This is a genomic window from Pyxidicoccus caerfyrddinensis (genome assembly GCF_010894405.1).
Taxonomy (GTDB): domain Bacteria; phylum Myxococcota; class Myxococcia; order Myxococcales; family Myxococcaceae; genus Myxococcus; species Myxococcus caerfyrddinensis.
The window spans coordinates 1-23990 of record NZ_JAAIYA010000010.1; the positions used below are offsets into that span (position 1 = coordinate 1).

The 23990-nt window shown below is 68.9% G+C and carries 19 protein-coding genes and 1 rRNA gene; 13 read left to right on the top strand and 7 right to left on the bottom strand.

All coding sequences use genetic code 11. The annotated features are described in order from the left end of the window. A 5S ribosomal RNA gene (gene rrf / locus G4D86_RS24255) occupies positions 1 to 77 on the top strand; the annotation flags it as partial. Positions 78 to 249: 172 nt separating this feature from the next. Beyond that, positions 250 to 1086, top strand: a complete 837-nt coding sequence (locus G4D86_RS24260) for a hypothetical protein (protein ID WP_163996396.1) — start codon at positions 250 to 252, stop codon at positions 1084 to 1086. Between the two features lie 118 nt (positions 1087 to 1204). Here the strand turns inward: G4D86_RS24260 and recD2 are convergent, their stop codons facing one another. After that, a complete protein-coding gene (gene recD2, locus G4D86_RS24265; RefSeq protein ID WP_163996397.1) occupies positions 1205 to 3493 on the bottom strand; it encodes an SF1B family DNA helicase RecD2 in 2289 nt (762 codons plus the stop codon). A 252-nt stretch (positions 3494 to 3745) separates the two neighbouring features. Between recD2 and G4D86_RS24270 the strand changes: the two genes are divergently transcribed. After that, entirely contained in the window at positions 3746 to 4213 is a 468-nt protein-coding gene (locus tag G4D86_RS24270) for a hypothetical protein (protein WP_163996398.1), read from the top strand. A 78-nt stretch (positions 4214 to 4291) separates the two neighbouring features. On the opposite strand, the gene G4D86_RS24275 is transcribed toward G4D86_RS24270, so the two are convergent. Continuing rightward, positions 4292 to 4933, bottom strand: coding sequence for a TetR/AcrR family transcriptional regulator (locus tag G4D86_RS24275; protein ID WP_163996399.1), 642 nt, complete (start codon positions 4931 to 4933; stop codon positions 4292 to 4294). A gap of 96 nt (positions 4934 to 5029) precedes the next feature. Here G4D86_RS24275 and G4D86_RS24280 point away from each other — a divergent pair, with 96 nt between their 5' ends. Together G4D86_RS24280 and G4D86_RS24285 are read left to right on the top strand one after the other, a co-directional pair. Next, positions 5030 to 5695 (top strand): O-methyltransferase, encoded by a 666-nt coding sequence (locus tag G4D86_RS24280; RefSeq protein ID WP_163996400.1) that lies wholly within the window; start codon positions 5030 to 5032, stop codon positions 5693 to 5695. 422 nt (positions 5696 to 6117) lie between these two features. Continuing rightward, positions 6118 to 6540 (top strand): hypothetical protein, encoded by a 423-nt coding sequence (locus G4D86_RS24285; protein WP_163996401.1) that lies wholly within the window; start codon positions 6118 to 6120, stop codon positions 6538 to 6540. Between the two features lie 78 nt (positions 6541 to 6618). On the opposite strand, the gene glgB is transcribed toward G4D86_RS24285, so the two are convergent. Genes glgB through G4D86_RS24305 form a run of 4 tightly spaced genes read right to left on the bottom strand, consistent with a single transcriptional unit; the run spans position 6619 to position 13815 of the window. Beyond that, on the bottom strand, positions 6619 to 8823 hold the full coding sequence (glgB, locus tag G4D86_RS24290) for a 1,4-alpha-glucan branching protein GlgB (protein ID WP_163996402.1): 2205 nt from the start codon (positions 8821 to 8823) through the stop codon (positions 6619 to 6621). Further along, positions 8820 to 10154, bottom strand: a complete 1335-nt coding sequence (locus tag G4D86_RS24295) for a phosphotransferase (RefSeq protein WP_163996403.1) — start codon at positions 10152 to 10154, stop codon at positions 8820 to 8822. Before G4D86_RS24295 ends, glgB begins: the two co-directional genes overlap by 4 nt. After that, a complete protein-coding gene (gene treS, locus G4D86_RS24300) occupies positions 10151 to 11806 on the bottom strand; it encodes a maltose alpha-D-glucosyltransferase (RefSeq protein ID WP_163996404.1) in 1656 nt (551 codons plus the stop codon). Before treS ends, G4D86_RS24295 begins: the two co-directional genes overlap by 4 nt. Before the next feature lie 14 nt (positions 11807 to 11820). Continuing rightward, positions 11821 to 13815: an alpha-1,4-glucan--maltose-1-phosphate maltosyltransferase gene (locus tag G4D86_RS24305; RefSeq protein WP_163996405.1), complete on the bottom strand. Its 1995-nt coding sequence runs from the start codon at positions 13813 to 13815 to the stop codon at positions 11821 to 11823. A gap of 189 nt (positions 13816 to 14004) precedes the next feature. On the opposite strand from G4D86_RS24305, the gene G4D86_RS24310 reads away from it, so the two are divergent. From G4D86_RS24310 to G4D86_RS24345, 8 genes are all read left to right on the top strand, one after another. After that, positions 14005 to 14604, top strand: a complete 600-nt coding sequence (locus tag G4D86_RS24310; protein WP_163996406.1) for a sigma-70 family RNA polymerase sigma factor — start codon at positions 14005 to 14007, stop codon at positions 14602 to 14604. A gap of 211 nt (positions 14605 to 14815) precedes the next feature. Next, complete coding sequence (gene acpS / locus G4D86_RS24315; RefSeq protein ID WP_163996407.1) at positions 14816 to 15226, top strand: holo-ACP synthase; 411 nt, start codon at positions 14816 to 14818, stop codon at positions 15224 to 15226. Beyond that, entirely contained in the window at positions 15219 to 15461 is a 243-nt protein-coding gene (locus G4D86_RS24320) for an acyl carrier protein (protein ID WP_163996408.1), read from the top strand. The genes acpS and G4D86_RS24320 overlap by 8 nt, the downstream gene beginning before the upstream one ends. Positions 15462 to 15465: 4 nt before the next feature. Then, on the top strand, positions 15466 to 16656 hold the full coding sequence (locus G4D86_RS24325) for an acyl-CoA dehydrogenase family protein (RefSeq protein WP_163996409.1): 1191 nt from the start codon (positions 15466 to 15468) through the stop codon (positions 16654 to 16656). 81 nt (positions 16657 to 16737) lie between these two features. Beyond that, positions 16738 to 17646, top strand: coding sequence for an amino acid--[acyl-carrier-protein] ligase (locus G4D86_RS24330; protein ID WP_205519715.1), 909 nt, complete (start codon positions 16738 to 16740; stop codon positions 17644 to 17646). After that, positions 17643 to 18623: a DUF1839 family protein gene (locus G4D86_RS24335; RefSeq protein WP_163996411.1), complete on the top strand. Its 981-nt coding sequence runs from the start codon at positions 17643 to 17645 to the stop codon at positions 18621 to 18623. The genes G4D86_RS24330 and G4D86_RS24335 overlap by 4 nt, the downstream gene beginning before the upstream one ends. Before the next feature lie 33 nt (positions 18624 to 18656). Further along, positions 18657 to 21221, top strand: a complete 2565-nt coding sequence (locus tag G4D86_RS24340; protein WP_205519716.1) for a glycoside hydrolase family 2 protein — start codon at positions 18657 to 18659, stop codon at positions 21219 to 21221. After that, entirely contained in the window at positions 21218 to 23089 is a 1872-nt protein-coding gene (locus G4D86_RS24345; protein WP_163996412.1) for an alpha/beta fold hydrolase, read from the top strand. The genes G4D86_RS24340 and G4D86_RS24345 overlap by 4 nt, the downstream gene beginning before the upstream one ends. A 3-nt stretch (positions 23090 to 23092) precedes the next feature. Here G4D86_RS24345 and G4D86_RS24350 read toward each other — a convergent pair whose 3' ends face one another. Beyond that, positions 23093 to 23962 carry an alpha/beta hydrolase gene (locus G4D86_RS24350; RefSeq protein ID WP_163996413.1) on the bottom strand — a complete coding sequence of 290 codons (870 nt, stop codon included), beginning with the start codon at positions 23960 to 23962 and terminating at the stop codon, positions 23093 to 23095. Positions 23963 to 23990: the final 28 nt, after the last annotated feature.

Here is a 23990-nt window from a genome sequence, read left to right on the forward strand (position 1 = left end):
CGAACACGGAAGTTAAGCCCTCCAGAGCCGATGGTACTTCGCGGGAAACCGCGCGGGAGAGTAGGTCGCTGCCGGATTCTTTTTGAGAACCCCCGTTGCCCTCGTGGCAACGGGGGTTTTCTTTTTTTCCGCGTCTGCTTTGCGGCGCCGTTCGTTCGGTACCCGAAAAGCCGGAAAAACCTCCAGACACTGCGCAGGTCGGCTGTTAGTCTCCGTGCGTCATTGCTGGCCACGCGCCGGAGGTCTTCCATGCCGAAAGTGAAGCTGGGTGGCGGTCTCTCTTCCTCCCCGTCGATTCCGCGTTCGCCGAGCCCGCCGTCCGTGGGCGGAGCCCAGAAGCGCAAGGCGACGGATGATGCGGGCAGCTCCTCTCCGTCGAAGAAGACGAAGACGGACGAGGTGCCCAAGGACAACACCACCGAGGCCCGGCTGAAGCGGAAGTTCGTTCGGGATCAGCGGCGCCAGGAGTCCAGCAGCGCCGTGGCGTCCCAGGGCGGCACCAGCAGCTTCCGGACCGATGCCGGCAGCCTGATGAAGAAGAACCCGAAGAACGAGGCGAAGACCCAGCTCGACACTCCGTTCGGTCCGGTGAATGCGAGCAAGTTCCCGACCTCGGACCCGGCGTTCAAGATCACCAGCGAGAAGAAGCACTACGGAAAGCAGGCCGTGGGGCACAAGTACTCGGACCTGGTGTCGGGACTTCAGAAGAGCGGCGCGTCCGACAAGGAGATCGCCACGGACCTCCTGAACGCGCTCGAGGGCAAGAAGCCGCAGAAGCTCACCAGCGGGGAGGCGAAGAATGCCGCGGCGAAGCTCTCCGCCATCACCCACGTGTCCGAGCCTCAGCGCGTGCTCGGCTCCGACAAGGCCGCACGCGGCGTGCTGCGCATGGTCCAGTCCGGGGAAATCAGCCTCGACGACGCCTTCAAGGGCAACACGCCCACCTTCCCGATGGCGAAGAACCCGGACTACATGCGCCGCACGGTGAACTACGAGGACAAGAACTACCGGAAGGAGACCCCCAAGCCGACGCAGTTCGACAAGCTCGGCGGGTACATGTCCGACAGCAGCGACGACGAGGGCTGACGACGCGTTGGCCCGAGCGGCCCGGAGGCCCACACGTTCGCCGATGCCAGGTCCGGCCGCGGCGACCGGAGGTCTCCGGACCTACGCCTGGCGCTCCTCCAAGCCGCGCTTCACGGCGTCAGTTACGCAGGCGCGCCGCGAGCCGGGTGAAGCGCTTCTGGGTGTCGCCGTTGCGCACCGCGATGCCCAGCGCCTTCTTGCTTCCCACCAGCACCACCAGCTTCCTACCGCGTGTCACGGCGGTGTAGAGGAGGTTGCGCTGCAGGAGCGTGAAGTGCTGCGTGTGCAGGGGCAGCACCACGCACGGGTATTCGCTGCCCTGCGACTTGTGCACGCTGGTGGCATAGGCGAGGACCAGCTCGTCGATGTCCGACCAGGCGTAGGCCACCGGTCGCCCGTCGTAGCGCACCACCAGGGCCTGTTCCTCCTTGTCGATGGCCTCCACGCGCCCGATGTCTCCATTGAAGACGCCGAGCTCGTAGTTGTTGCGCACCTGCATGACCTTGTCGCCCACCCGGAAGGTCCGGTGGCCGCGGGTGAGCTCCTCCCCGGATGGGTTCAGGTGCTCCTGCAGCGTGGCGTTGAGGTTGGCGGTGCCGATGAGGCCCCGATTCATGGGGACGAGCACCTGCACCTCGTCCACCGGGTGCAACCCGAAGCGGCGGGGGATGCGCTCCTTCACCAGCGTCTTCACCGCCTCGAGGATGGCCTCCGGCGCCTCCTTCTCCACGAAGTAGAAGTCGGCCAGCGCGTCCGCGGGCGGCACCTGGGGCAGCTCTCCCTGGTTGATGCGGTGGGCGTTGGTGATGATGAGGCTCGCCTGGGCCTGGCGGAAGATGTGCTTCAGGCGCACCACCGGCACGTGCCCGGAGGCGATGATGTCCTGGAGCACGCTGCCGGGCCCCACGCTCGGGAGCTGGTCCACGTCCCCCACGAGCAGCAGCTGGCAGTGGGGCGGCAGCGCCTTCAACACGTTGAGCATCAAGACGGTGTCCACCATGGACACCTCGTCGAGCACCAGCATGTCGGCTTCGAGTGGGTTGTTGCGGTCTCTCAGGAAGCCGTGGGTGCGCGGGTTGTACTCGAGCAGCCGGTGGATGGTCTCCGCCTCGCGCCCCGTTGCCTCTCCCATCCGCTTGGCCGCGCGTCCGGTGGGCGCCGAGAGCAGGAGCTTGCGGCCCTTCTTCTCCAGGATGGAGAGGATGGCGTTGACCAGCGTCGTCTTTCCGGTGCCCGGGCCGCCGGTGATGACCAGCACCTTGGCCACCATCGCCTGGCGCACCGCCTCCTTCTGCTCGGGGGCGAGCGACAGGCCTTGGCTGCCTTCGAACCAGGCAATCGCCCGTTCCACGTCCACTTCCAGGGGACGCGCGGGCCAGGCGGCAAGCGCCTTGAGGAGGTTCGCGACGCCGACTTCCGAGACGTGCAGCGCCTTCAGGTACACCGCCTCGACGGCATCCTCGGGGCGGGGATGGGCGAGGGCGCTGGCCCCCTCCACGGCGAGGTACTCGGCGGCGGCGAGCCGGGTGATGGCCGCCTCCACGAGCTCGGGCGTCACCTCCAGCATCTCCACCGTGCGCGCGGTGAGCTTGTCGCGCGGCGCGTAGAGGTGGCCTTCCTCGGAGAACTCCCGGAGCACGTGCAGCACCCCGGCCTCGGCGCGCTTGGGTGAGTGGGTGGGCACCCCCAGCGACTGGGCGATGCGGTCCGCGGTGCGAAAGCCAATGCCATACACGTCGATGGCCAGCCGGTACGGGTTGTCCTGCACCACGGCAATCGCCTGGGCGCCGTACTGCTTGTAGACCTTCACCGCGAAGCTGGCCGGCACTTCGTGCGACTGGAGGAAGACCATCACCTGGCGGATGTCTCGCTGTTCGGCCCACGTCTCGACGAGGAGCTTGCGGCGCTTCTCCCCGAAGCCCTTCACCTCGGCCAGCCGCTCGGGCTTCGAGTCGATGACGTCCAGCGTCTCGAGGCCGAAGTGCGCCACCAGGCGTTTGGCCATGGCAGGGCCCACGCCCTTCACCAGGCCGCTGCCCAGGTACTTTTCGATGCCCACCAGCGTCGCGGGCTTCACCGTGCCGTAGGAGACGACGCGGAACTGCTCCCCGTACTTCCTGTCCTGTACCCACTCGCCGGTGAGGCGCAGGGATTCGCCCGGCTGGGCGCCCAGGAGGTTGCCCACCGCCGTGATGGGCTCCTTGCGGCCATGGACCACCACCCGGACTACGCTCCAGGCGGCCTCCTCGTTGGTGTAGGTGATGCGCTCGAGGCTCCCCTCCAAGACGGTGGTGGGGCGCGGAGGGGCGCCAGCCGCCTCACGGGCCCCCGCGGCCCCGTCCCGCACGGAGGGGAGGGCGCCACCTGCGTCGGCGGCGTAGACCGGAGGGGGACGGGAGGCGGACATGGCCCCTGAAAATAACAGGGCATCCGGCCCCTGCCGATGCGGCAAACATCATCCAGTGCCGCGTGTGGCTGCCTGCCCAGCTCTCGGGCTCGTCGCCTCGAGCGTGTGACTCCCATCCAGGTCCAGGTTGGTCGCTGTCTGCCGCGCGGAGAGGGTATCGTGGCTCAAGGAAGCGGTACGCCCGCCTGTCAGGCCCTGGTGGTGGCGACGTCTTCCGTGGCGCTCTCACCACACAGAAAGAGGAACCGGGTCATGGGCTACCGCGTCGAAAAGCCGACCGAGCTGTTCGAGTCCGTCCGTTACAACACCAAGACGACTCCCGAGCTTCGTGAGGCCATGAAGAAGAAGGTTCTGGAGATCGCGGCGCGAATCGAAGATCGCGAAGGCCGGATGAAGCGGATTCGCGACGAGTACGAGATCGACTCCGAGCGCCTGGCCGCCCTCGTCATCCAGTTCCAGAATCGGGACTCGGATTTCGTCTCCTACCAGGCCCAGGGTGGCGCCTCGCGCGACACAGTCGTGCCTGCCGGCGTCATCGCCAACATCATCCGCGAGCGGGAGATGATCGACTCGGAGCGAGGTCAGATCCGCAAGCTGGAACTGGTCTTGCGAAACCTCCCCGAGACGGAGCTCTACAACGACCCGAGGACTGGCGAAGTCAGGAGCCGCCAGCCCCTGCATCAGCTCTCGGATGACGAGCTCGAGTTCCTCGGGTTCTGACCTGGACGTGCAAACCCGGGCGAGCAGTACGGGACTCGAGACGTGAGCGGGGAGGGCGACTGCGCGGGAAGCGCCGCCTCACCCCGGCCCGGAGGCTGCGAGCTGCTCGAGGTAGGCACGGAACATGTCCGCCAGCTCACCGGCACGGGCCTCGACGTCCTGCTCGGTGCGGTCCTCCTCCGAGAGCCGCTTCCCCACGGTGCTGAGTGTCATCATGATCATGTCACCCGCGAGCACCCGCTTCTCGTCCGGTACCGAGGGGAGCACCTCGCGCATGAAGGACTGCACGACGCGCGTGCCGTACACTCGCGGCTCCCGTGCCTCGGGCTCCTCGCGATAGCGCGGCGCCGCTTCGTCGAGCGCCATCCGCACCCGGGCCTCCTCGCACTCGGACCGGATGAAGGCGTGTACGAACTCACGCAGGCGCTCCAGCGGAGGCTGCGCCGAGTCCTCGAGGATGCCGCGCAGCAGCGCACCGGTCTGCCGCCACTCGTCCGTCTGCAAGCGGAAGAGGATGGCCGCCTTGTTCGGGAAGTATTGATACAGCGACCCGATGCTGATTCCCGCCTTCTCCGCGACGCGAATGGTGGTGAAACGGTCCGCTCCTTCACGCGCCAGAACCTGAATAGCGGCGGCGAGGATGTCGGCGACGAGCTGCTCGGAGCGGGCCTGCAGGGGCTTCTTTCGCGAGGAAATGCGTGGGGTTGGACGGGCCGTCACGAGGCGCCTCGGGAACGCGAATAGGAAACACGAGCAATCAATCGTACTCCTCGGTGCGGCGCAAGGACGCGCCCTCCATCTGATTGGGATTGCTCCATGAATACACTTTCCACCGCCCCCCTCGCCCCGCTGCTCCAACATCTGTTCACCCAGGCGGAACAGACCTCGGGTGCGGGCATCCAGGTCTTCGCCCAGATGCCGGATGAGGAGCGCACCCGGCTGCGGTCGACCAGGACCGACTACCTGAAGTTCTACGCGATGCTGAAGGACGACGCGCTCGCCGTCTCCCGCGAGACGGGCACGCTGCTCTACATGCTGGCGCGCTCGTGCCGCGCGCGGACCATCGTGGAGTTCGGCACCTCGTTCGGCATCTCCACACTGCACCTGGCCGCGGCGCTCCGAGACAACGGCGGCGGCCGGCTGATTACGAGCGAGTTCGAGCCGTCGAAGGTCGCCCGCGCACGGGAGAACCTCGCGGCGGGAGGGCTCGCGGACCTCGTGGAGCTTCGCGAGGGCGACGCGCTCCAGACGCTCGCCACGGGCCTGCCGGAGCAGGTCGACCTGTTGCTTCTCGACGGCGCCAAGGGCCTCTATCCGGACATCCTCGCGCTCGTCGAGGGCCGGCTGCGGCCGGGGGCGTGGGTTCTCGCCGACAATGCGGACTGGAGCCCGGAGTACCTGGAGCGCGTCCGCTCGCCCCGGCACGGCTATCTGTCGGTGCCGTTCGCGAGCGAGGTGGAGCTGTCGATGCGGCTCGGGTGAGCCGCCCTGGCTCCTCCGCTCTGGTCCCGCTCCATCCTCCAGGGCTGGCCCGGGTCCGGCGCCGCCTATCCCGAGGACTGACGGGGTCATCCGAGCTGGGTGCCAGGTCGGTGCAGAGGCCGCGCAGCCCCCTTGGATGTCAGCGGCCAGGTACCTGTCGCCTGGCGCTCCGCCAGGTGTGCAAAGGCAAGGTGACGCGCGTGCCCTCGAACACTGGTCCAGCGCATGGGCAGGTGCGGCCGAAGCGGCGAGGGGGCAAAAGGAAGACTGTGGGTGAAGTGGCTGTTCCTCGAAGTGAAACGAGGCGAGTGGCCTGACTCAGCGGACACGCTTCAGATGGTCAGGTGAGTTCTGGGGCGGCTCGCCGTTGGCTGGAGCGTCGGATGGCATTCGCGAACCGGCTCTCAGCGGAGTGAACGGTCATGACGAACAAGCTGACCCGGGTTCTCGCAGTCAGTGCATCCACTGCCGCGCTGCTAGGGGGGATGCTGCTTACCGCACCCGTTGCTTTCGCCAGTGCGCAAGGCTGCACCGGAACCAATCTACGCACCGAGCCGGCGATGCTCTGCACATCGGTGGAGGGCGAAAGTACGAAAGTCGAGAGCATTCAGGCGTCGATCGATATCAAGACATACACCTGCAACGCTGACTTCAAGGTCTGGGGCACCTACGCGAACGGCAAGAAGTACTCCGACACCGGGCACGCAAAGTGCGGTGTCGGCCGTGTCTGGGTCGACTTCAATCCGAGTGGCGAGAAGTTCAAGTCCGGCACCAAGGTGTGCGGCGCGCTGGTCGAGAACGGCAAGGTCCGGCGAGAGCACGCGTGCATCGAAATCGAGAAGTGAGCGGACGTGCCGCGAACCCGCGTCGGCGGGTGGAGTGGGGCCCCTCAACAGGCCCCGCTCCATCGTCAGCGGTGCGACTCAGCCCGGCGTGAACCAGAGCACCGACAGCGGGGGCAGCGTAATCGCCGCCGATGCCGGCTGGCCGTCCCAGCCCGTGGGCTCGGTGTGGATCTGCCCCATGTTCCCCTGGTTGGAACCGCCGTACTCGCCGGCGTCCGAGTTGAGGATCTCCACGTAGCTGCCGTGCAGCGGGAAACCCACGCGGAAGCCCTCATGCACAGTGGGGGACAGGTTGGCGATGCACACCACGTGGCGCCCCGGCTGACGCGAGCGCCGCACGAAGGCCAGCACGTTCACCGCCGCCGAGTCCGGCTGCAGCCACTGGAAGCCCACCGGCTCGCTGTCCGCGTCGTGCAGCGCCGGCAGTTCCTTGTAGAGCCGGTTCAGCGAGGCCATCAGCTTCATGATGCCCTCGTGCCCCGGGTCGTGCGTCAGGTGCCAGTCCAGGCTCTTGTCGTGGTTCCACTCGGACGGCTGGCCGAACTCCCCGCCCATGAAGATCAGCTTCTTGCCGGGGTGCGCCCACATCCACGCGAAGAGCGCGCGCAGGTTGGCGCGCTTCTGCCACGGGTCTCCCGGCATGCGCCCGTACAGGCTGCCCTTGCCGTGCACCACCTCGTCGTGGCTCAGCGGGAGCATGAAGTGCTCGCTGAACGCATACAGCAGGCCGAAGGTCAGCTGGTTGTGGTGGTACTGCCGGTAGATGGGGTCCTTCGAGAAGTACGACAGCGTGTCGTGCATCCAGCCCATGTTCCACTTGAAGTGGAAGCCCAGGCCGCCCTCGCTCACCGGCGCGCTCACCTTGGGCCAGGCCGTGGACTCCTCCGCAATCACCACGACGCCCGGGTGCTTGCGGCGCACCGTCTCGTTCAGCTCGCGTAGGAACTGGATGGCCTCTTCGTTCTCACGGCCTCCCCAGCGGTTGGGGATCCACTCGCCCTGCTTGCGGCTGTAGTCGAGGTAGAGCATCGACGCGACCGCGTCCACCCGCAGGCCGTCGATGTGGTACTCCTCGATCCAGAACAGCGCGTTGGCGATGAGGAAGTTGCGCACCTCGTTGCGGCCGAAGTTGAAGACCAGTGTGCCCCAGTCCGGCTGCGCGCCCTTGCGCGGGTCCGCGTGCTCGTACAGCGACGTGCCGTCGAACTGCCCCAGCGCGTGCATGTCCCGCGGGAAGTGGCCGGGCACCCAGTCCACGATGACGCCGATGCCCTCCTGGTGCAGGTGGTCCACCAGGAAGCGGAAGTCGTCCGGGTGGCCGAAGCGCGCCGTGGGCGCGTAGTAGCCACTCACCTGGTAGCCCCAGGAGCCTCCATAGGGGTGCTCCGATACGGGCAGCAATTCCACGTGCGTGAAGCCCAGGTACTTCACGTACTCGGCCAGCGCGGGCGCCAGCTCGCGGTACGTCATGGGCCGGTCGCCGTCCTCCACCACGCGGCGCCAGCTGCCCAGGTGCACCTCGTAGACGCTCCAGGGCTGGTGCTGCACGTCCTGCTTCTGCTCGCGCGACTTCAGCCACTGCGCGTCCTCCCAGCGGTAGCGGTCCAGGTCGTGCACCACCGACGCGGTGGCCGGAGGCACCTCCGCGCGGAAGGCGAACGGGTCCGACTTCAGCACGCGCGTGCCCCCATGGCCGGGGCGGATCTCGAACTTGTAGCGCGCGCCGTCGCCCACCTCGGGGACGAACAGCTCCCAGATGCCGGACGCGCCCATGCGCCGCATGGCATGCAGCCGGCCGTCCCAGCCGTTGAAGTCACCCACCACGGACACTCCGGCCGCCGTGGGCGCCCACACCGCGAAGGACACGCCGCGCACGCCGTTGTGGTGGATGAGGTGCGCGCCCATCCGCTCCCAGAGGCGCTCGTGCTTGCCCTCGCCCGCGTAGTACAGGTCCATCTCCCCCAGCGTGGGGAGGAAGCTGTACGGATCTCTCAGCTTGAAGACCTTCTTGCCGGGGTACTCCACTTCCAGCAGGTAGGTGAAGGGCTGCTCCTTGCCATTCACTCGCGCCTCGAAGACGCCACCCAGGCGGTGCGTCATCGCGATGCGGCCGCCCGTCTCGGGCAGCACGTGGATGGCGACGGCGTCCGGCCGGAAGGCGCGAATCACCACGCCGTCGCCGTCCGGGTGGCTGCCCAGGATGGAGTGCGGCTCCGGATGCCTCAGCTCGATGATGCGCTGAAGCTCCGCTTCGACCTGGGCCTTGTCGGCTGGCTTCCTCACTTGGAATCCTCCATGCGCAAGAGGGCCTGGACGGGGATGCGCACCCAGTCCGGCCGGTTCTGCAGCTCATACCGCACTTCATAGAGGAGCTTTTCCAGTTCGAACGCCCGAAGCATCACTTCGAACGTGGTGTCGTCCGCCGGCAGGTACTTCGCCCCGCGCGTGGCCTTGCGGTAGCCCTCCAGGAAGGCCTCGCGACTGGGGCCCACGCGGCCGCGCGGCTCGCCGCCCTCCAGCGCCACCGTGGCCTCCGCGTAGTCGAACGAGCGAATCATCCCCGCCACGTCGCGCAGCGCGCTGTACTTCTCCCGGCGCGCCGTGAAGCTCCTCGCGGGCTCACCCTCGAAGTCGAAGATGAGCCACTGGCCATTGGCCCGCAGCACCTGACCCAGGTGCAGGTCCCCATGGATGCGAATCTTCTGCCCCGAGGGCGCCACGTGTGCCAGCCGCTTCGCGTACTCGATGAGCGACTCGCGCCGGCCCTCCAGGTCTGGGTTCAGCCGGGCCGCATCCGCCAGCGTCACGCCCAGCTCGCCCACGATGGAGGCGCTCCAGCGCTGCAGGTCCTCCTGGAGGAGCGGCTCGGGGGCGAAGGCCGGATCGTCCGCGGAGGCCGAGGCGAAGGCGTTGTGCAGCTCGCCCAGGCGCAGGCCCAGCTCGCGCATCTCTCCGAGGAAGCGCTCGCCCAGTGCCCGCTCCTGGCGCAGCCGGTCCAGCGTGTACTTCCACCCGTCCGTCGCGTCCGGCACGAAGCGGTGGGCCACCGCCACGGTGGCGCCCGCCGCTCCCTCCAAGTGCAGCGCCCCCAGCAGCGTGGGCGTGGCCCGGAAGGACGTCTTCGTGGCGAGGAAGCGGCCCACCTCGTGCTCCGGGCTCACCCCCGCCTCGAGCTTGCGGATGATCTTGAGGATGACCTTCTCGCCCAGCACGACGGAGGTGTTGCTCTGCTCCACCATCAGCCGCCGCACCGTCAGCGGCGCGGGCAGGGCCATCAGCGTCTCCGGCCCGCCTATCCATTCCCCCACCAGTCGGCCGGAGGCGGAGCTGATACCGCCGCCGTCGCGCATGACCTTGAAGAGGGCGCGCAGGCACTCGTCGTCCTCGAGCGCGTCGCGCACGCCCTCCGCTGTGGGCTTCACCGGCAACAGGTAGCGCTCCGGGCTGCCCAGCTCGTACACCACCTCCACCACGGCGAGGGTGAAGGAGCAGGCCCCGAGCTCCATGGCCGCGTGGTCCACCACGCTCACGTGCTTGATGGGCCACGCCTTGCCGCTGAACCAACGCTGGTGCTTGAGGTACTCCGGCAACTTCGTCAGGTCGAGGGTCGTCACGGCAGGCTCCTCCCCGCGGACGGCTTGTCCAGCCGGAACCACAGGAACATGAAGGGACCGAGGGAGAGCTGGTAGGGCAGGTTGCTGATGCGGGGGAAGGGCGTCTCGCCGATGAGCTCCACCGGCACCTGTCCCTCGTACTCGCGCAGGTCCAGCACCGCCGGCTGCGCGAAGCGGGACAGGTTGCACACCACCATCACCGTCGTGCCCTCGTACTCGCGCACGAAGGACAGCACCTTGCGGTTCTCCGTCGGCAGGAAGCGCAGGGTGCCCAGCGCGAAGACGGGGTAGCGCTGGCGGATGCGAATCATCCGCTTCACCCAGTGCAGGAGGCTGGACTTCACGCGCTCCTGCGCCTCCACGTTGATGGACTGGTAGCCGTAGACCGCGTCGGCGATGACGGGGGCGTACAGGCGCGCGTAGTCCGCACGGCTGAAGCCCGCGTTGCGGTCGCTCGTCCACTGCATGGGCGTGCGCACGCCGTTGCGGTCGCCGAGGTAGATGTTGTCGCCCATGCCTATCTCGTCCCCGTAGTACATGACGGGTGTGCCGGGCAGGGTGAAGAGCAGGCTGTGCATCAGCTCGATGCGCCGGCGGCCGTTGTCCATCAGCGGGGCGAGACGGCGGCGGATGCCCAGGTTGATGCGCATCCGCGGGTCCGTGGCGTACTCCCGGTACATGTAGTCCCGGTCCTCGTCCGTCACCATCTCCAGCGTCAACTCGTCGTGGTTGCGCAGGAAGATGGCCCACTGGCAGTTGTTCGGGATGTCCGGCGTCTGCTGCATGATTTCCACGATGGGCGTCCGGTCCTCCTTGCGGATGCCCATGAAGAGGCGGGGCATCACCGGGAAGTGGAAGCCCATGTGGAACTCGTCGCCGTCGCCGAAGTAGACGCGCACGTCGGCGGGCCACTGGTTGGCTTCCGCGAGCAGCATCTTCCCCTGGTACTCGGAATCAATCGTCTTGCGCAGCTTCTTGAGGAAGGCGTGCGTCTCCGGGAGGTTCTCGCAGTTGGTGCCCTCGCGCTCGAAGAGGTAGGGCACGGCGTCGCAGCGGAACCCGTCCACGCCCATGTTCAGCCAGAAGCGCATGACGTCCAGCATGGCTTCCTGCACTTCGGGGTTGTCGTAGTTGAGGTCCGGCTGGTGACTGAAGAAGCGGTGCCAGAAGTACTGCTTGGCCACCGGGTCCCACGTCCAGTTGGAGCGCTCGGTGTCGACGAAGATGATGCGGGTGCCCTTGTAGATTTCGTCCGAGTCGCTCCAGACGTACCAGTCGCGCTTGGGGCTCTTCGGGTCGCTGCGCGCCTCCTGGAACCAGGGATGCTGGTCGCTGGTGTGGTTGACGACCAGCTCGGTGATGAGGCGGATGCCGCGCTTGTGGGCCTCGTCCACCAGCCGCTGGAAGTCCGCGAGCGTGCCGTAGTCCGGGTGGATGCCGTAGTAGTCCGCGATGTCGTAGCCGTCATCGCGCAGCGGCGAGGGGTAGTGCGGCAGGAGCCACAGGCAGTCCACGCCCAGGTCCTGGAGATAGGGCAGCTTCTCAATCAGGCCCGGGATGTCCCCGTGGCCGTCGCCGTTGGAGTCGTGGAATGCGCGGAGGTGCAGCTCGTAGATGAGGGCCTTCTTGTACCAGAGGGGATCCAGTTCCATACGCCTCTCGGGTGTCACTCGTAGTAGTCGAACGCCTGCTCGGTGCGGCGGAAGCGATACACGGCCCAGACGGCCGCGGGTTGTTCGGGCGTGAGGCGTACCTGCACGTCAGGGCCCTGCCAGAGCGAGCGCTGGTCCGACATCAGCTCGTGCACCTGGTACGTCTCCTCCGGCTTCGCGCCCAGCCACTCCATGGGCACGTGCAGCAGCGCCTCCTGCGGCGTGTACGGATCCAGGCTCACCGCCATGAGCACCGTGCTCAGGCCGTCCGGTGAGCGCTTGCCGTAGAAGAGGACGCGCTCGTTGTTCGACTCGAAGAACTCGAGCGTGTCGTAGTGGCGCAGCGCGGGCTGGGTGCGGCGCGCGTTGTTGAGGCGCGCAATCCAGTCCTTGATGTTGCCGGTCCGGTCCAAATCCCACGCGACGAGCTGGTACTTCTCCGAGTCGATGTATTCCTCCTTGCCCGGCAGCGGGCGGCCCTCGCACAGCTCGAAGCCGCAGTACATGCCCCACACGGAGGAGAGGGTGGCCGCCAGCGCCGCGCGCAAGCGGAAGGCGCCGGGCCCGGCGTTCTGCAACAGCTCCGGGAGGATGTCCGGCGTGTTGGGCCAGAAGTTGCCGCGGAAGTAGTCCGACACCGGCGGGTGCGTGAGCTCCTCGAGGTACTCCTGGAGCTCCTCCTTGAAGTTGCGCCAGGTGAAGTAGGTGTACGACTGGCCGAAGCCCACCTTGGCCAGGGCCTTCATCACCTTCGGGCGGGTGAAGGCCTCGGCGAGGAAGATGACGTCCGGGTGCGCGTCCTGGACGCGGCGGATGAGCCACTCCCAGAACTGGGTGGGCTTGGTGTGCGGGTTGTCCACGCGGAACGTCCGCACGCCCTGCTTCACCCAGTGGAGGACGACGGACTCCAGCTCCGCCCAGAGCGCCTCACGGGCCGGCCCCATCCAGTCGAAGTTGACGATGTCCTCGTAGCGCTTGGGCGGGTTCTCCGCCGTCTTGATGGTGCCGTCCGGGCGGTGCTGGAACCACTCCGGATGCTCCTTCACGTACGGGTGGTCCGGCGCGCACTGGAAGGCGATGTCCAGCGCCACCTCGATGCCGTGATTCTGCGCGGCCTCCACGAAGTGGCGGAAGTCCTCCAGCGTGCCGAGCTTGGGGTGCACCGCCTTGTGGCCACCCTCCGAGGCGCCGATGGCCCAGGGGCTGCCCACGTCGTCCGCGCCCGCCTTGAGGCTGTTGTTCTTCCCCTTGCGCGCGATGCGGCCGATGGGGTGGATGGGCGGCAGGTAGATGACGTCGAAGCCGAGCTGCTGGATGTACGGCAGCCATTCCTCCGCGTCCTTGAAGGTGCCGTGCGTCTTCCCGTCGCGCTTCGCGGAGCGGGGGAAGAACTCGTACCAGGCGCCGAAGCGGGCCTTCTCCCGGTCCGCGAACACCTCCAGCACCTTGTCGTAGCGCTTCGCCAGGGTGCGGTCCGGGTACGTGGAGGCGATGGTGGCCAGCTCGGGCGCGAGCGCCACGGCGATGAGCTCCGGCTCGGCGGGGCCGCGCAGGCGGACGCCGGCCTCGGCCAGCACCCGCGCGTCGTCCTCGCTGGCGGGCCGGGCCCGGGCGGCGGCGGCCTCCAGCAGCGCGGCACCCTCCAGCAGCTCGCTCTTCACGTCCCGCCCGGCGTCCACCTTGCGCTTCAGCTCGGAGGCCCAGGTGCGGAAGAGATCCGGCCAGGCTTCAATCGTGTATTGATAGCGGCCGTTGTGGGCGAGGGGGAAGTCGGCTTCCCAGAGGTCATTGCCCAGGAAGCGCATGGGCACCTCCTGCCAGTCCGTCACTTGTGACCTGGGTGTGACCTGTTTCCAGCGGACGACGGCGACGAGGACGTCGTGGCCCTCCTTGAAGACGTCGGCCTTGACGGTGAGGCGCTCGCCGGCGACGCGTTTGACGGCATGGCGGCCCGCGTCCAGCTCGGGTCGGACTCCCTCGATGAACACGCTTCCGATTCGTTCGGTCATAAAGGCTGGCGGCCCTTATAGGGCTGGGGTTCGTGCTGGCCGGGCGGCGTTTTCACGGGCAGCGTTGATGCTGGACGGCTTCCGCGCCGGCCGCGTTGGCTCGTCAACGTTAGGAACGGGATTGCAAGACGCCCACCGTGTTACTTGAAGCTGTGCTCCGCCCCGCTGGTTGCGGTATCCGGGACTTACATGGCGCCTCCTCCTCCCGCTGTCCCCCGAGCAAGCGACCCGGCGGCTGACAGGGCCCTCCTCCAGCAGGTGGCCCTCGGCAGCGGCGCGGCGATGCGGGAGGTGTACGCGCGCTGCAGCTCCAGGGCCTTCGCCGTCACGCTGCGGCTGCTGCCCTCCCGCGCCGACGCGGAGGAGGTGCTGCAGGAGACCTTCCTCGACGTGTGGCGGCGCGCGCGCGAGTTCGACCCGGCGCGCGGCGGGCTGGAGACGTGGGTGACGACCATCGCCCGGACGCGCGCCATCGACCGGCTGCGCTCCATGGGCACGGCGACGCGCGTCGCGGAGGGGGCCACCCACGAGCCGCCCCCGGTCAGCGCCACGCCGCCCGCGCCGGACGAGGCGAGCGCCCTGGGACAGAACCGCAAGCGGGTGCTGGCGGCGCTGAAGCAGCTCCCGGCCGAGCAGCGCGAGGTGGTGGAGCTGGCCTACTTCGAGGGGCTCTCCCAGCGGGAAATCGCCGAGCGCACCGGAGACCCGCTCGGCACCGTGAAGACGCGGGCGCGGCTGGCGCTGGAGAAGCTGGGCGATCTGCTGCGAGAGCTGGCGCCAGACGTGTAGGCCCGCGTCGCCCACCCCGCCTGCATGCCCGCACCACCGGCAGCCAGCGGGTCCATGACTACCCCTCGTTTTCTCACCGGCTAGAGTTCCAGGACCCGACCAACGTCACTCGGGTTGCAACTGTCATTTCCTGGACCGTCACTGGAAGTCTCCACTGTCATATGGGAATACTGCGCCGCCGCCGTACAGCGACGGCGGGGGTCGTCGGGGCATGTCAGCGAGTTCAATCGTTGTCGGGACGGACCTGGTTCAGGTCTCCGCGGTGGCGGCCTCGGTCCAGCGCTTCGGGCAACGCTACCTGGAGCGGCTGTTCACTCCGGACGAACTGGCCTACTGCCTGCGTGATGCGCACGCCGCGCCGGAGCGCCTCGCGGCGCGCTTCGCGGCGAAGGAAGCCACCCTCAAGGTGCTGCGCGTCCACGAGGTCCCCGTACCGTGGCGCACCATCGAGGTGGTGCGCGCACCGGAAGGCTTCTGTGAACTGGCCCTTCACGCCGAGGCGCGCAGCGTCGCGGACGCCCGGGGCCTCTTTGGTTTCTCCGTCAGTCTGACCCACGAGGCGGAGTACGCCTCCGCGGTCGTCATCGCCCAGCAATCACACTCAAAGCACGCCCATGATTGAAAACATCCGCAACATCCTCAAAGAGCACGCGCGCCTGTCGGCGGACATCTCCACCCTGTCGGACACGTCGGACCTGTACCAGGCCGGCATGACGTCCCACGCGAGCGTGAATGTCATGCTCGCGCTGGAGGCGAGCTTCGACGTGGAATTCCCCGACCGCATGCTGAAGCGCACCGTCTTCCAGAGCGTCTCGGCCATTCGTGAGGCCGTCGAAGAGCTCACGGCGGGAAAGTGAAGCCATGACCACCGCCGCGCCTCAGGGCGAGGGCTCCACGCCGGCCGCGAGCCCGCTGGAGACCGTCACACGCATTGCCTCGCAGGTGGCCCGCGTCCATGCGGACGCCGTGGACCGCGAGAGCCGCTTCCCCGTGGAGGCGATTGACGCACTGAAGCGCGCGCGGATGCTCGGACTGCTCGTCCCCGCCTCGCTCGGGGGCCCGGAGGCCGGGCTCGACCAGGTGGCCGCCATGTGCGAGGCCCTGGCCCAGCACTGTGCGTCCACCGCCATGGTCTTCGCCATGCACCACATCCAGGTGGCGTGCCTGGTGCGGCATGGCCTGACGTCTCCGCTGCTGCGCGCGTACCTCACGGAGCTGAACGAGCGGCAGCTGCTCATCGCCTCCGTCACGTCCGAGGTGGGCGTGGGCGGGGAGATGCGCGCCAGCGTGACTTCCGTGGAGCAGCGCGACGGGCGCTTCAGCCTGGACAAGGACGCCACCACCATCTCCTACGGCGAGCACGCGGACGACCTGCTGGCCACCGCGCGCCGCTCGCCGGACGCGCCCCGCAGCGACCAGTCCATGGTGCTGCTGCGCAAGGGGGACTTCACCCTGGAGCGCACCAGCAACTGGGACACGCTGGGCATGCGCGGCACGTGCAGCCCGGGCTTCAAGGTCCGCTCCACCGGCCCCGCCGAGCAGGTCCTCCCCGTTCCCTTCGCGGACATCGCGAGCCAGACGATGGTTCCGGTGTCCCACGTCCTCTGGGGCGGCGTGTGGCTGGGCATCGCCGCCGGCGCCGTGAGCCGCGCTCGTGCGTTCGTGCGCCAGCAGGCCCGCGCCAAGCCGGGCACCGTGCCGCCCACCGCGTCGCGCCTGGCGGAGGTGCACAGCCTCCTGCAGACGATGCGCGCCAGCGTGCACGAGGTGTCCGCCGACGCCGGCCGGCGCATGGCCGCGGGCGACCCGGAGGCGCTGTCCTCCATCGGGTTCTCGCTGAAGATGAACAACCTGAAGGTGTCCGCCTCCACGCTCGTCGTGGACATCGTGCACCGCGCGCTGCTCATCTGCGGCATCCAGGGCTACAAGAACGACTCGCCGTTCTCCCTCGGCCGGCACCTGCGAGATGCGCACTCCGCGGCGTTGATGATTGGCAACGACCGCATCCTCGCCACCAACGCGTCGCTGCTGCTCGTCCTCAAGGACGACTGACGGCCGCGGCTGATTGATTGCGCGCCCCGTCCGGCTTCGGGGCGCATGGCCTCCCTTCGCTTTCCTCCGGAGACACCTTCCGTGACAGACATTTCAGCTCAGGACTTCCACGACGCGCTCGTGGCGCACAAGCTCATCATTCCCGTCGGCGTGCCCGGCGCGTTCGGCCGCGGCCCCGTGTTCGAGGACGTGCTTCGCCGCTTCGGCGACCTCGTCAGCGAGGCCGCCAAGGGCGACGTCGCGGAGCACATGCTCTTTCCGCCCATCATCGACCGGCGCGTCTTCGAGAAGAGTGACTACCTCGAGTCCTTCCCGCAGCTGGCCGGCACCATCTTCAGCTTCAGCGGCAACGACGCGCAGCACCGGGAGATGATGAACTGCGTCCACGAGCACAAGCCGTGGGCGCAGTACCAGTCGATGACGGACGTGGTGCTCGCACCGGCGGCCTGCTACCCCATCTACCCGCAGCTCACCGGCACGCTGCCGGAGGACGGGCGGCTGGTGGACGTGCAGAACTGGGTGTTCCGGCATGAGCCGTCCCCCGAGCCCACGCGCATGCAGTCCTTCCGCATCCGGGAGATGGTGCGCGCCGGCCGGCCGGAGCAGGTGGCGGACTGGCGGGACATGTGGCTGGAGCGAGGGCTCGCGCTGCTGCGCCGCCTGGGCCTGCCCGCCGAGCCGGAGACGGCGTCGGACCCGTTCTTCGGCCGCGGCGGCCGCATGCTGGCGGCGAACCAGCGGATGCAGAAGCTGAAGTTCGAGGTGGTGGTGCCGGTGCTCTCCGCCGCGAAGCCCACGGCCGTGTGCTCGTTCAACTACCACCAGGACCACTTCGGCCTGCTCTTCGACATCAAGACGGCGGACGGGCAGGTCGCCCACACCGCGTGCCTGGGCTTCGGCCTGGAGCGCGTCACCATGGCCCTGTTCCGCGTCCACGGCTACGTGACCGCGGAGTGGCCGGCCGAGGTCCGCAAGGTGCTCTGGCCATGAGCACCATCTCCGTCCTGGGGCTCGACCCCAGCGCCTACGTCAAGAACACCCTCCACGCCGAGGGCGCGGCGTGGGTGGAGAAGAACTGCTACGTCGACGTGTGGATTGAAGTGCTCCACGCGCAGAAGCTCAACCCGCTGCCGCTGCTGGCGTTCACCGTCGCGCTCGACTTCGTGGGCGACCAGTGGACGTTCTACAAGCCGTCACACGATGACCTGAACACGCTCTACGGCCTGGAGGTGCAGGAGCTGAACGTCTTCAAGCCCCTCGCCGAGCACGCCGTGACACACCTGTCCGCGGGGCGGCTGGTGCTCACCGAGGCGGACGCGTTCTTCCTTCCGGATACGGCGGGCACCGACTACGGCCGGCAGCACACGAAGACGACGATTGCGCTGGAGACGCTCGATGTGGAGGGCCGGAAGCTGGGCTACTTCCACAACACCGGCTACTACACGCTGGAGGGCGCGGACTTCGACGCCATCTTCCGGAGCGCGGGGACGTGGGATCCCCACATCCTCCCGCTGTTCGCGGAGTGGGTGGGACTGGAGCGGCTGGAGCGGCACTCCGAGGATGGGCTGCGCGAGCGCTCTCGCGCGCTCCTGGCCCGTTACCTGCGCCGCCGTCCCCTTGTGAATCCGTGTGGCCGCTTCGCGCGCCAGTTCGCCTCGGATCTGGACGGGCTGCGCTCGAAGGGCATCGACGCGTACCACATCTATGCCTTCGCCACGCTGCGGCAGCTCGGCTCCAACTTCGAGCTGGCGGCGGCGTACCTGCGCTGGCTGGATGGCTCGGCGAATGGCGAGCTGACTCGCGCGGCGGCGGAGCTGGAGTCCATCTCCTCGGCGGCGAAGACGCTCATCCTCAAGGGTGCGCGCTCGGTGGCGGCGAAGAAGCCCGCGGACTTCAGCGAGCTGCTGGGGACCATGGAATCGGGCTGGCAGCGTGGCATGGACCTGCTCACGCAGGTCGCGGGCTGAAGGACTCCGGCGGGTCGCCGGGGAAGAGGGGACATGGGGCGCATTCGCAACGTCAGCTCGCACCGGGTGACGCCGCTCGAGACGGGCTGGCAGGCCGTGGCCGTGGAACCCGGGGCGGTGGACCATCCGTCACGCCTCGCGGAGCGGGCGCTGGCGTGGCTGCCCGCGCTCGTTCCCGGCACCGCCGCCTCGCTGCTGCGCGCGGCCGGGCCGTTCGACCTCGACCGGCCTCCGCCCCTGGACACCCGGGACTGGTGGTACCGCACCGACGTCTCGCTGCCTCCCGCCGAGGGCGGAGCCGTGTTCCTCCGCTTCGACGGACTGGCCACGCTCGCGGAGGTGTGGCTGGACGATGAGCCGGTGCTGCGCTCGGACAACATGTTCCTCGCGCACTCGGTGGACGTCACGCGGTGGGCCGGTGGGACTCGGAGGCTGGCGCTCCGGTTCCGCTCGCTCGCGGCGGCGTTGCAGGAGCGACGGGCGCGGCCTCGCTGGAAGACGCGGCTGGTCGATGCTCCGCACCTGCGCTGGTTCCGCACCACGCTGCTCGGACACATCCCCGGGTGGTGCCCTCCTGTTCCTCCCGTGGGGCCGTGGCGGCCCGTGAGCGTGGAGCACCACGTAGGGCTCAGCGTGGAGCAGGCGGACCTGCGCTCCTCGGTGGTGGGCGAGGGCGGCTCTGTCACGGTGGACCTGCGCGTGCGGGCCTGGAGCCCGGTGCGGGGGGCGACGGTGCGGGTGGGGGAGGGTAGTGCTCCGCTGGTCTGTGAGGCCGCGGGTGAGGGCGTGTGGCGTCTGCACGGCGAGGCGCGACTGGACTCCGTGGAGCGGTGGTGGCCGCACACGCATGGCGAGCCCCGGCTGTATCCCGTGCAGGTGGACGTGACGCTGGAGGGCGGTGCTTCGGTGTCGCTCGATGCGGGGCGCGTGGGCTTCCGCACGGTGGAGTTGTCCACTGCGGACGGGGGCTTCGCGCTGTCCATCAACGGCGTGCCCGTGTTCTGCCGGGGCGCGTGCTGGACACCGCTGGACGTGGTGTCGCTCGGCGGGACGGAGAAGGACTACGCGGAGGCGTTGGACCTGGCGCGCTCGGCGGGCATGAACATACTCCGCGTGGGCGGGACGATGGTCTACGAGGACGACCGCTTCTACGAGGCGTGTGACGCCCGGGGCATCCTCGTGTGGCAGGACTTCATGTTCGCCAACATGGACTACCCGGCCGAGGACGCGGCCTTCTCCGCCAACGTCCGGCGCGAGGCCGAGCAGTTCCTGTCCCGCGTGCAGGGCAGTCCCTCGCTGACCGTGCTGTGCGGCAACAGCGAGGCGGAGCAGCAGGCGGCGATGATGGGCATGGCTCCCGCCATGTGGACCGGCCCCCTCTTCGAGAAGGTGCTGCCCGAGGCCGGCACGGCGCTGCGCCCGGACGTGCCCTACTGGCGCTCGTCACCGAGCGGCGGCGCGATGCCCTTCCATACCCGCACCGGGGTGACGCACTACTACGGCGTCGGCGCGTACCTGCGCCCGATGGAGGATGCGCGTCGCGCGGGCGTTCGCTTCGCGTCCGAGTGCCTGGCCTTCGCCAACGTTCCCGAGGACGCCACCATCGAGCGCATGCTGGCCGATGGCGAGGCTCCCGCGCACCATCCGAAGTGGAAGGCGCGCGTCCCGAGAGACCCCGCCGCGGGGTGGGACTTCGAGGACGTGCGCGACCACTACGTGGGCGTGCTGTTCGGGGTGGAGCCCGCGCGGCTGCGCTACTCGGACATGGCGCGCTACCTGGCGCTCGGGCGCGTCACGTCGGGCGAGGTGATGGCCGCCACGCTGGCCGAGTTCCGGCGTCCCGGCTCCACCTGCCACGGTGCGCTCGTCTGGTTCTTCAGGGACTTGTGGCCCGGCGCGGGCTGGGGCGTGGTGGACTCGACGGGCCTTCCCAAGGCCGCGTACTACGGCGTGAAGCGCGCCTCGGGGAGCGTCCTGCTCTCGCTGTCGGACGAGGGACTCGACGGGCTGGACCTGAACGTGACGAACGATTCGGGCACTGCGCTGGATGCGGAGCTGGAGGTCGCCTTCTACCGGGACGGTGAGGTGGTGGTCGCTCGCGGCCGCGCGCCGGCCATTGTTCCGGCCCGGGGTTCCGTGCGGCTGTCCGCCGAGGCGATGGCGGGCCACTTCATGGACTCGACGTATGCGTACCGCTTCGGGCCGCCGGGACATGAACTGGCGGTGGCCTCGCTGTTCGAGCGGGGCTCGGGGCGGCTGCTGCAGCGCGCGTTCCACTTCGCGCACGCGGCGATGGCGGCTCGGCGTGGGGACGTGGGCCTGGAGGCAGTGGCCTTCCCGGGCGCGGATGGCAGCCACACCGTGCGCCTGCGCGCGAAGCGGTTCGTGCAGGCGGCTTCCTTCGAGACTCCCGGCCACGTGCCGGAGGACAACTACTTCCATCTTGCACCTGGCGACGAGCGGACGGTGGTGCTGCGGCCGCGTCCGTCCGCCCGCGCGTTCCGTGGCTTCGTCCATGCGCTGAACGCCGCCACACCGGTGCGCATCGAGCTGGCCCCCGCCGAGGCGGCCAGTCCCCGAGAGGGTTCTCAGTCATGAGCGTCAACGTCGCGCGGCAGCTACAAGTGGCTCCGGAGCCGGGTGGTGCGGAGCTCGTCCTGCCCCAGGCCATTGCCTTCGGCCCCACGGAGCGCCGCCTCTTCGGCTGGTACCACGCTCCGCGCGGGACTCCGCGCGGCATGGGCGTCGTGCTGTGCAACCCGCTGGGCTACGAGGCCATGCCGGCCCACCGCACGTATCGCCACCTGGCGGCACGGCTGGCCGACGCTGGCTTCGCCGTGCTCCGGTTCGACTACGACGGCACGGGGGATTCGAGCGGCTACGACGACGAGCCGGGCCGTGTCTCCGCGTGGCTCGCGAGCATCGGCACCGCCATCGACGAGGTGAAGCGGCGCTCGGGGACGGCGCAGGTGTGCCTGTTCGGGCTGCGGCTGGGAGGGCTCTTCGCGCTCGCCACGGCCGCGGCTCGCGAGGACGTGCGGGCGTTGATGCTGTGGGCCACTCCGGCCACGGGCCGCGCGTACGTGCGCGAGCTGCGCGCCTTCCGGCAGATCAAGGAGAAGGACTCCGTCGGGCCTCCGCGCGAGTCTCCGACTCCGGGGGAGGAGATTGCCGGCTACCTGCTGCTGCCCGAGACGGCGGATGGCCTGTCTGGCCTGCGTCCGCTGGAGACGCCGACGCGCGCGGTGCAGCAGGCGCTGCTCATCGGGCGTGATGACCTGCCCGGTGCGGAGGCGCAGATTGCAAAGCACCTCACGGCGTGTGGCGTGAGCGTGTCCTCTCCCACGGTTCCTGGTTACTCCGCCGCGATGCGGGACGCGGAGTTCACCGAGCTGCCGGAGGCTGCGCTCGGCACGCTGGTGGACTGGCTGCGCCGTACGGATGACTCCTCCGAGGGGAGGGCGCTTGCCGGGGAGGGGCCCTCCGCTGACACCGCTGCGTCCGAGAGTGTCCTGGTCTGCACGGCGCCCGGTGGGGCACAGGTGCGGGAGCGGGCGGTGCGGTACGGGAGGGAAGGGCGGCTGTTCGGCATCGTCGCCGAGCCTCCTTCCGAAGCGCCTTCGGGCGACCGGGCGGGTGTGCTGTTCGTCTCGGTGGGGGCCAACCACCGCACCGGGCCGAACCGGATGCACGTGACGCTGTCTCGCGAGCTGGCGTCCCGGGGCTTCGTGGCGATGCGGCTCGACATCGCCGGTGTCGGTGACAGTCCGGCCGCTCCGGGGGAGAAGGAGCACCCGCTCTACTCGAAGGCCTCCGTCCGCGACATCCAGGAGGCGATGGACTGGCTGGGCCACGCGTACGGGCTGCGGCGCTACGTGGTCGCCTCGCTGTGCTCCGGCGCCTTCCTCACATTCCATGCGAGCGTCCAGGACGAGCGCGTCGCGGGACAGGTCCTCATCAACCCGCAGACGTTCGTCTGGCGGACCGGTGACTCGCTCGTCATCAAGCAGCGCGAGCAGCGGCCCGCCTACGAGACGTCCTTCAAGTCCACGCGGTTCTACCGGACCGCCGTGCTCCGGAAGGAGACGTGGCGGCGCCTGCTGCGAGGGGAAATCCAGGTGCGACGCATTGCCCGGGAGCTGCTCTCGCGGGCCGTGAAGCGCGCCCAGACGCTGCCGCTCCCCGGTCCGCTCCAGGGCGCCGAGCAGCGCGAGCATCTGGCCGTCCGCCGCTCCTTCTCCGCGCTCGTGGACCGCGGCGTGCAGTCATTGCTCGTCTACAGCGCCAACGACGGCGGCCTGGACGTCATCGAGCGCTACCTGGGGCCTCGCGCGCGCAGGCTCGCGAACAAGCCCAACTTCCGCATGGAGATTGTGGACGGCCCCGACCACACCTTCACGCCGCTCTGGTCCCAGGCCTACCTGGGCACGCTCATCCTGGAGTTCGTCACCACGCACTTCGGCTGAAGCTCACGAGCGCGGCGCCAGGGCGTGGTCGAAGAAGGCGCCCACCCGGGAGAGGTACGCCTCTCCGCCCGCGTCGGCGTAGTGGCCGTGCCCCGCGCCCGGTACGAGCAGCAAGTCGCGGGGCTCGCCGGAGAGCGCGTAGAGCCGCTGCGACATGGCGGGCGGGACGGCCCGGTCGTCCGTGCCGGCGATGAAGAGCACCGGTCTCGGCGACAGGCGAGGCACGAAGTCCTCATTGTGCAGCTCATCCACGTCCAGCCCCGCGTCCCGGTTGGCGGCGATGGCCGGCAGGTACGTGACGGGGCCCCACGCGCGGAACTCGTAGCGGAGCTGGTCCTCCAGGCGGGTGAAGGCGCCGGCCAGCGCCACGGCCGCGACGCGCTTGTCGTCCGCCGCCACGCGCACCGCCACGGCACAGCCCATGGAGAAGCCGAAGACGCCGATGCGTGAGGCATCCACCTCGGGTTGATGCGTGAGGAAGTCGAGCGCTCTCTCCAGCGCGGCCCGGTGCTCGGCGCCCCAGGTGGGTGGCCCCTGGCTCTCTCCATGGCCCGGCATGTCGATGAGCAGCGCCCCATGTCCGCGCCGCGCCAGTTCTTCCGCTTCGCGCACCAGGTCGAGCCGCGTCGACGGTGAGCCGTGCACGAAGACGATGGCCGAGCCGCGCGTGGGCGGCACGTACCAGCCATGGACTTCCAGCCCCTGCGGCGTCTTCAGCGTGACGTCGCGCAGGCGCAGGGCGCGCAGTGCTTCAGGAACGGGAACGGACGAGGGAGCGGGGCGCAGCACGGCCGCCTGGTAGCGATACGTCCGGAAGGCCTTGAGCCCGAGGGCTCCCACCACCGCGAGCAGCACCACCCCGAGTCCCCACATGGACCTTCTCATTCGCATGAAGCCGCCC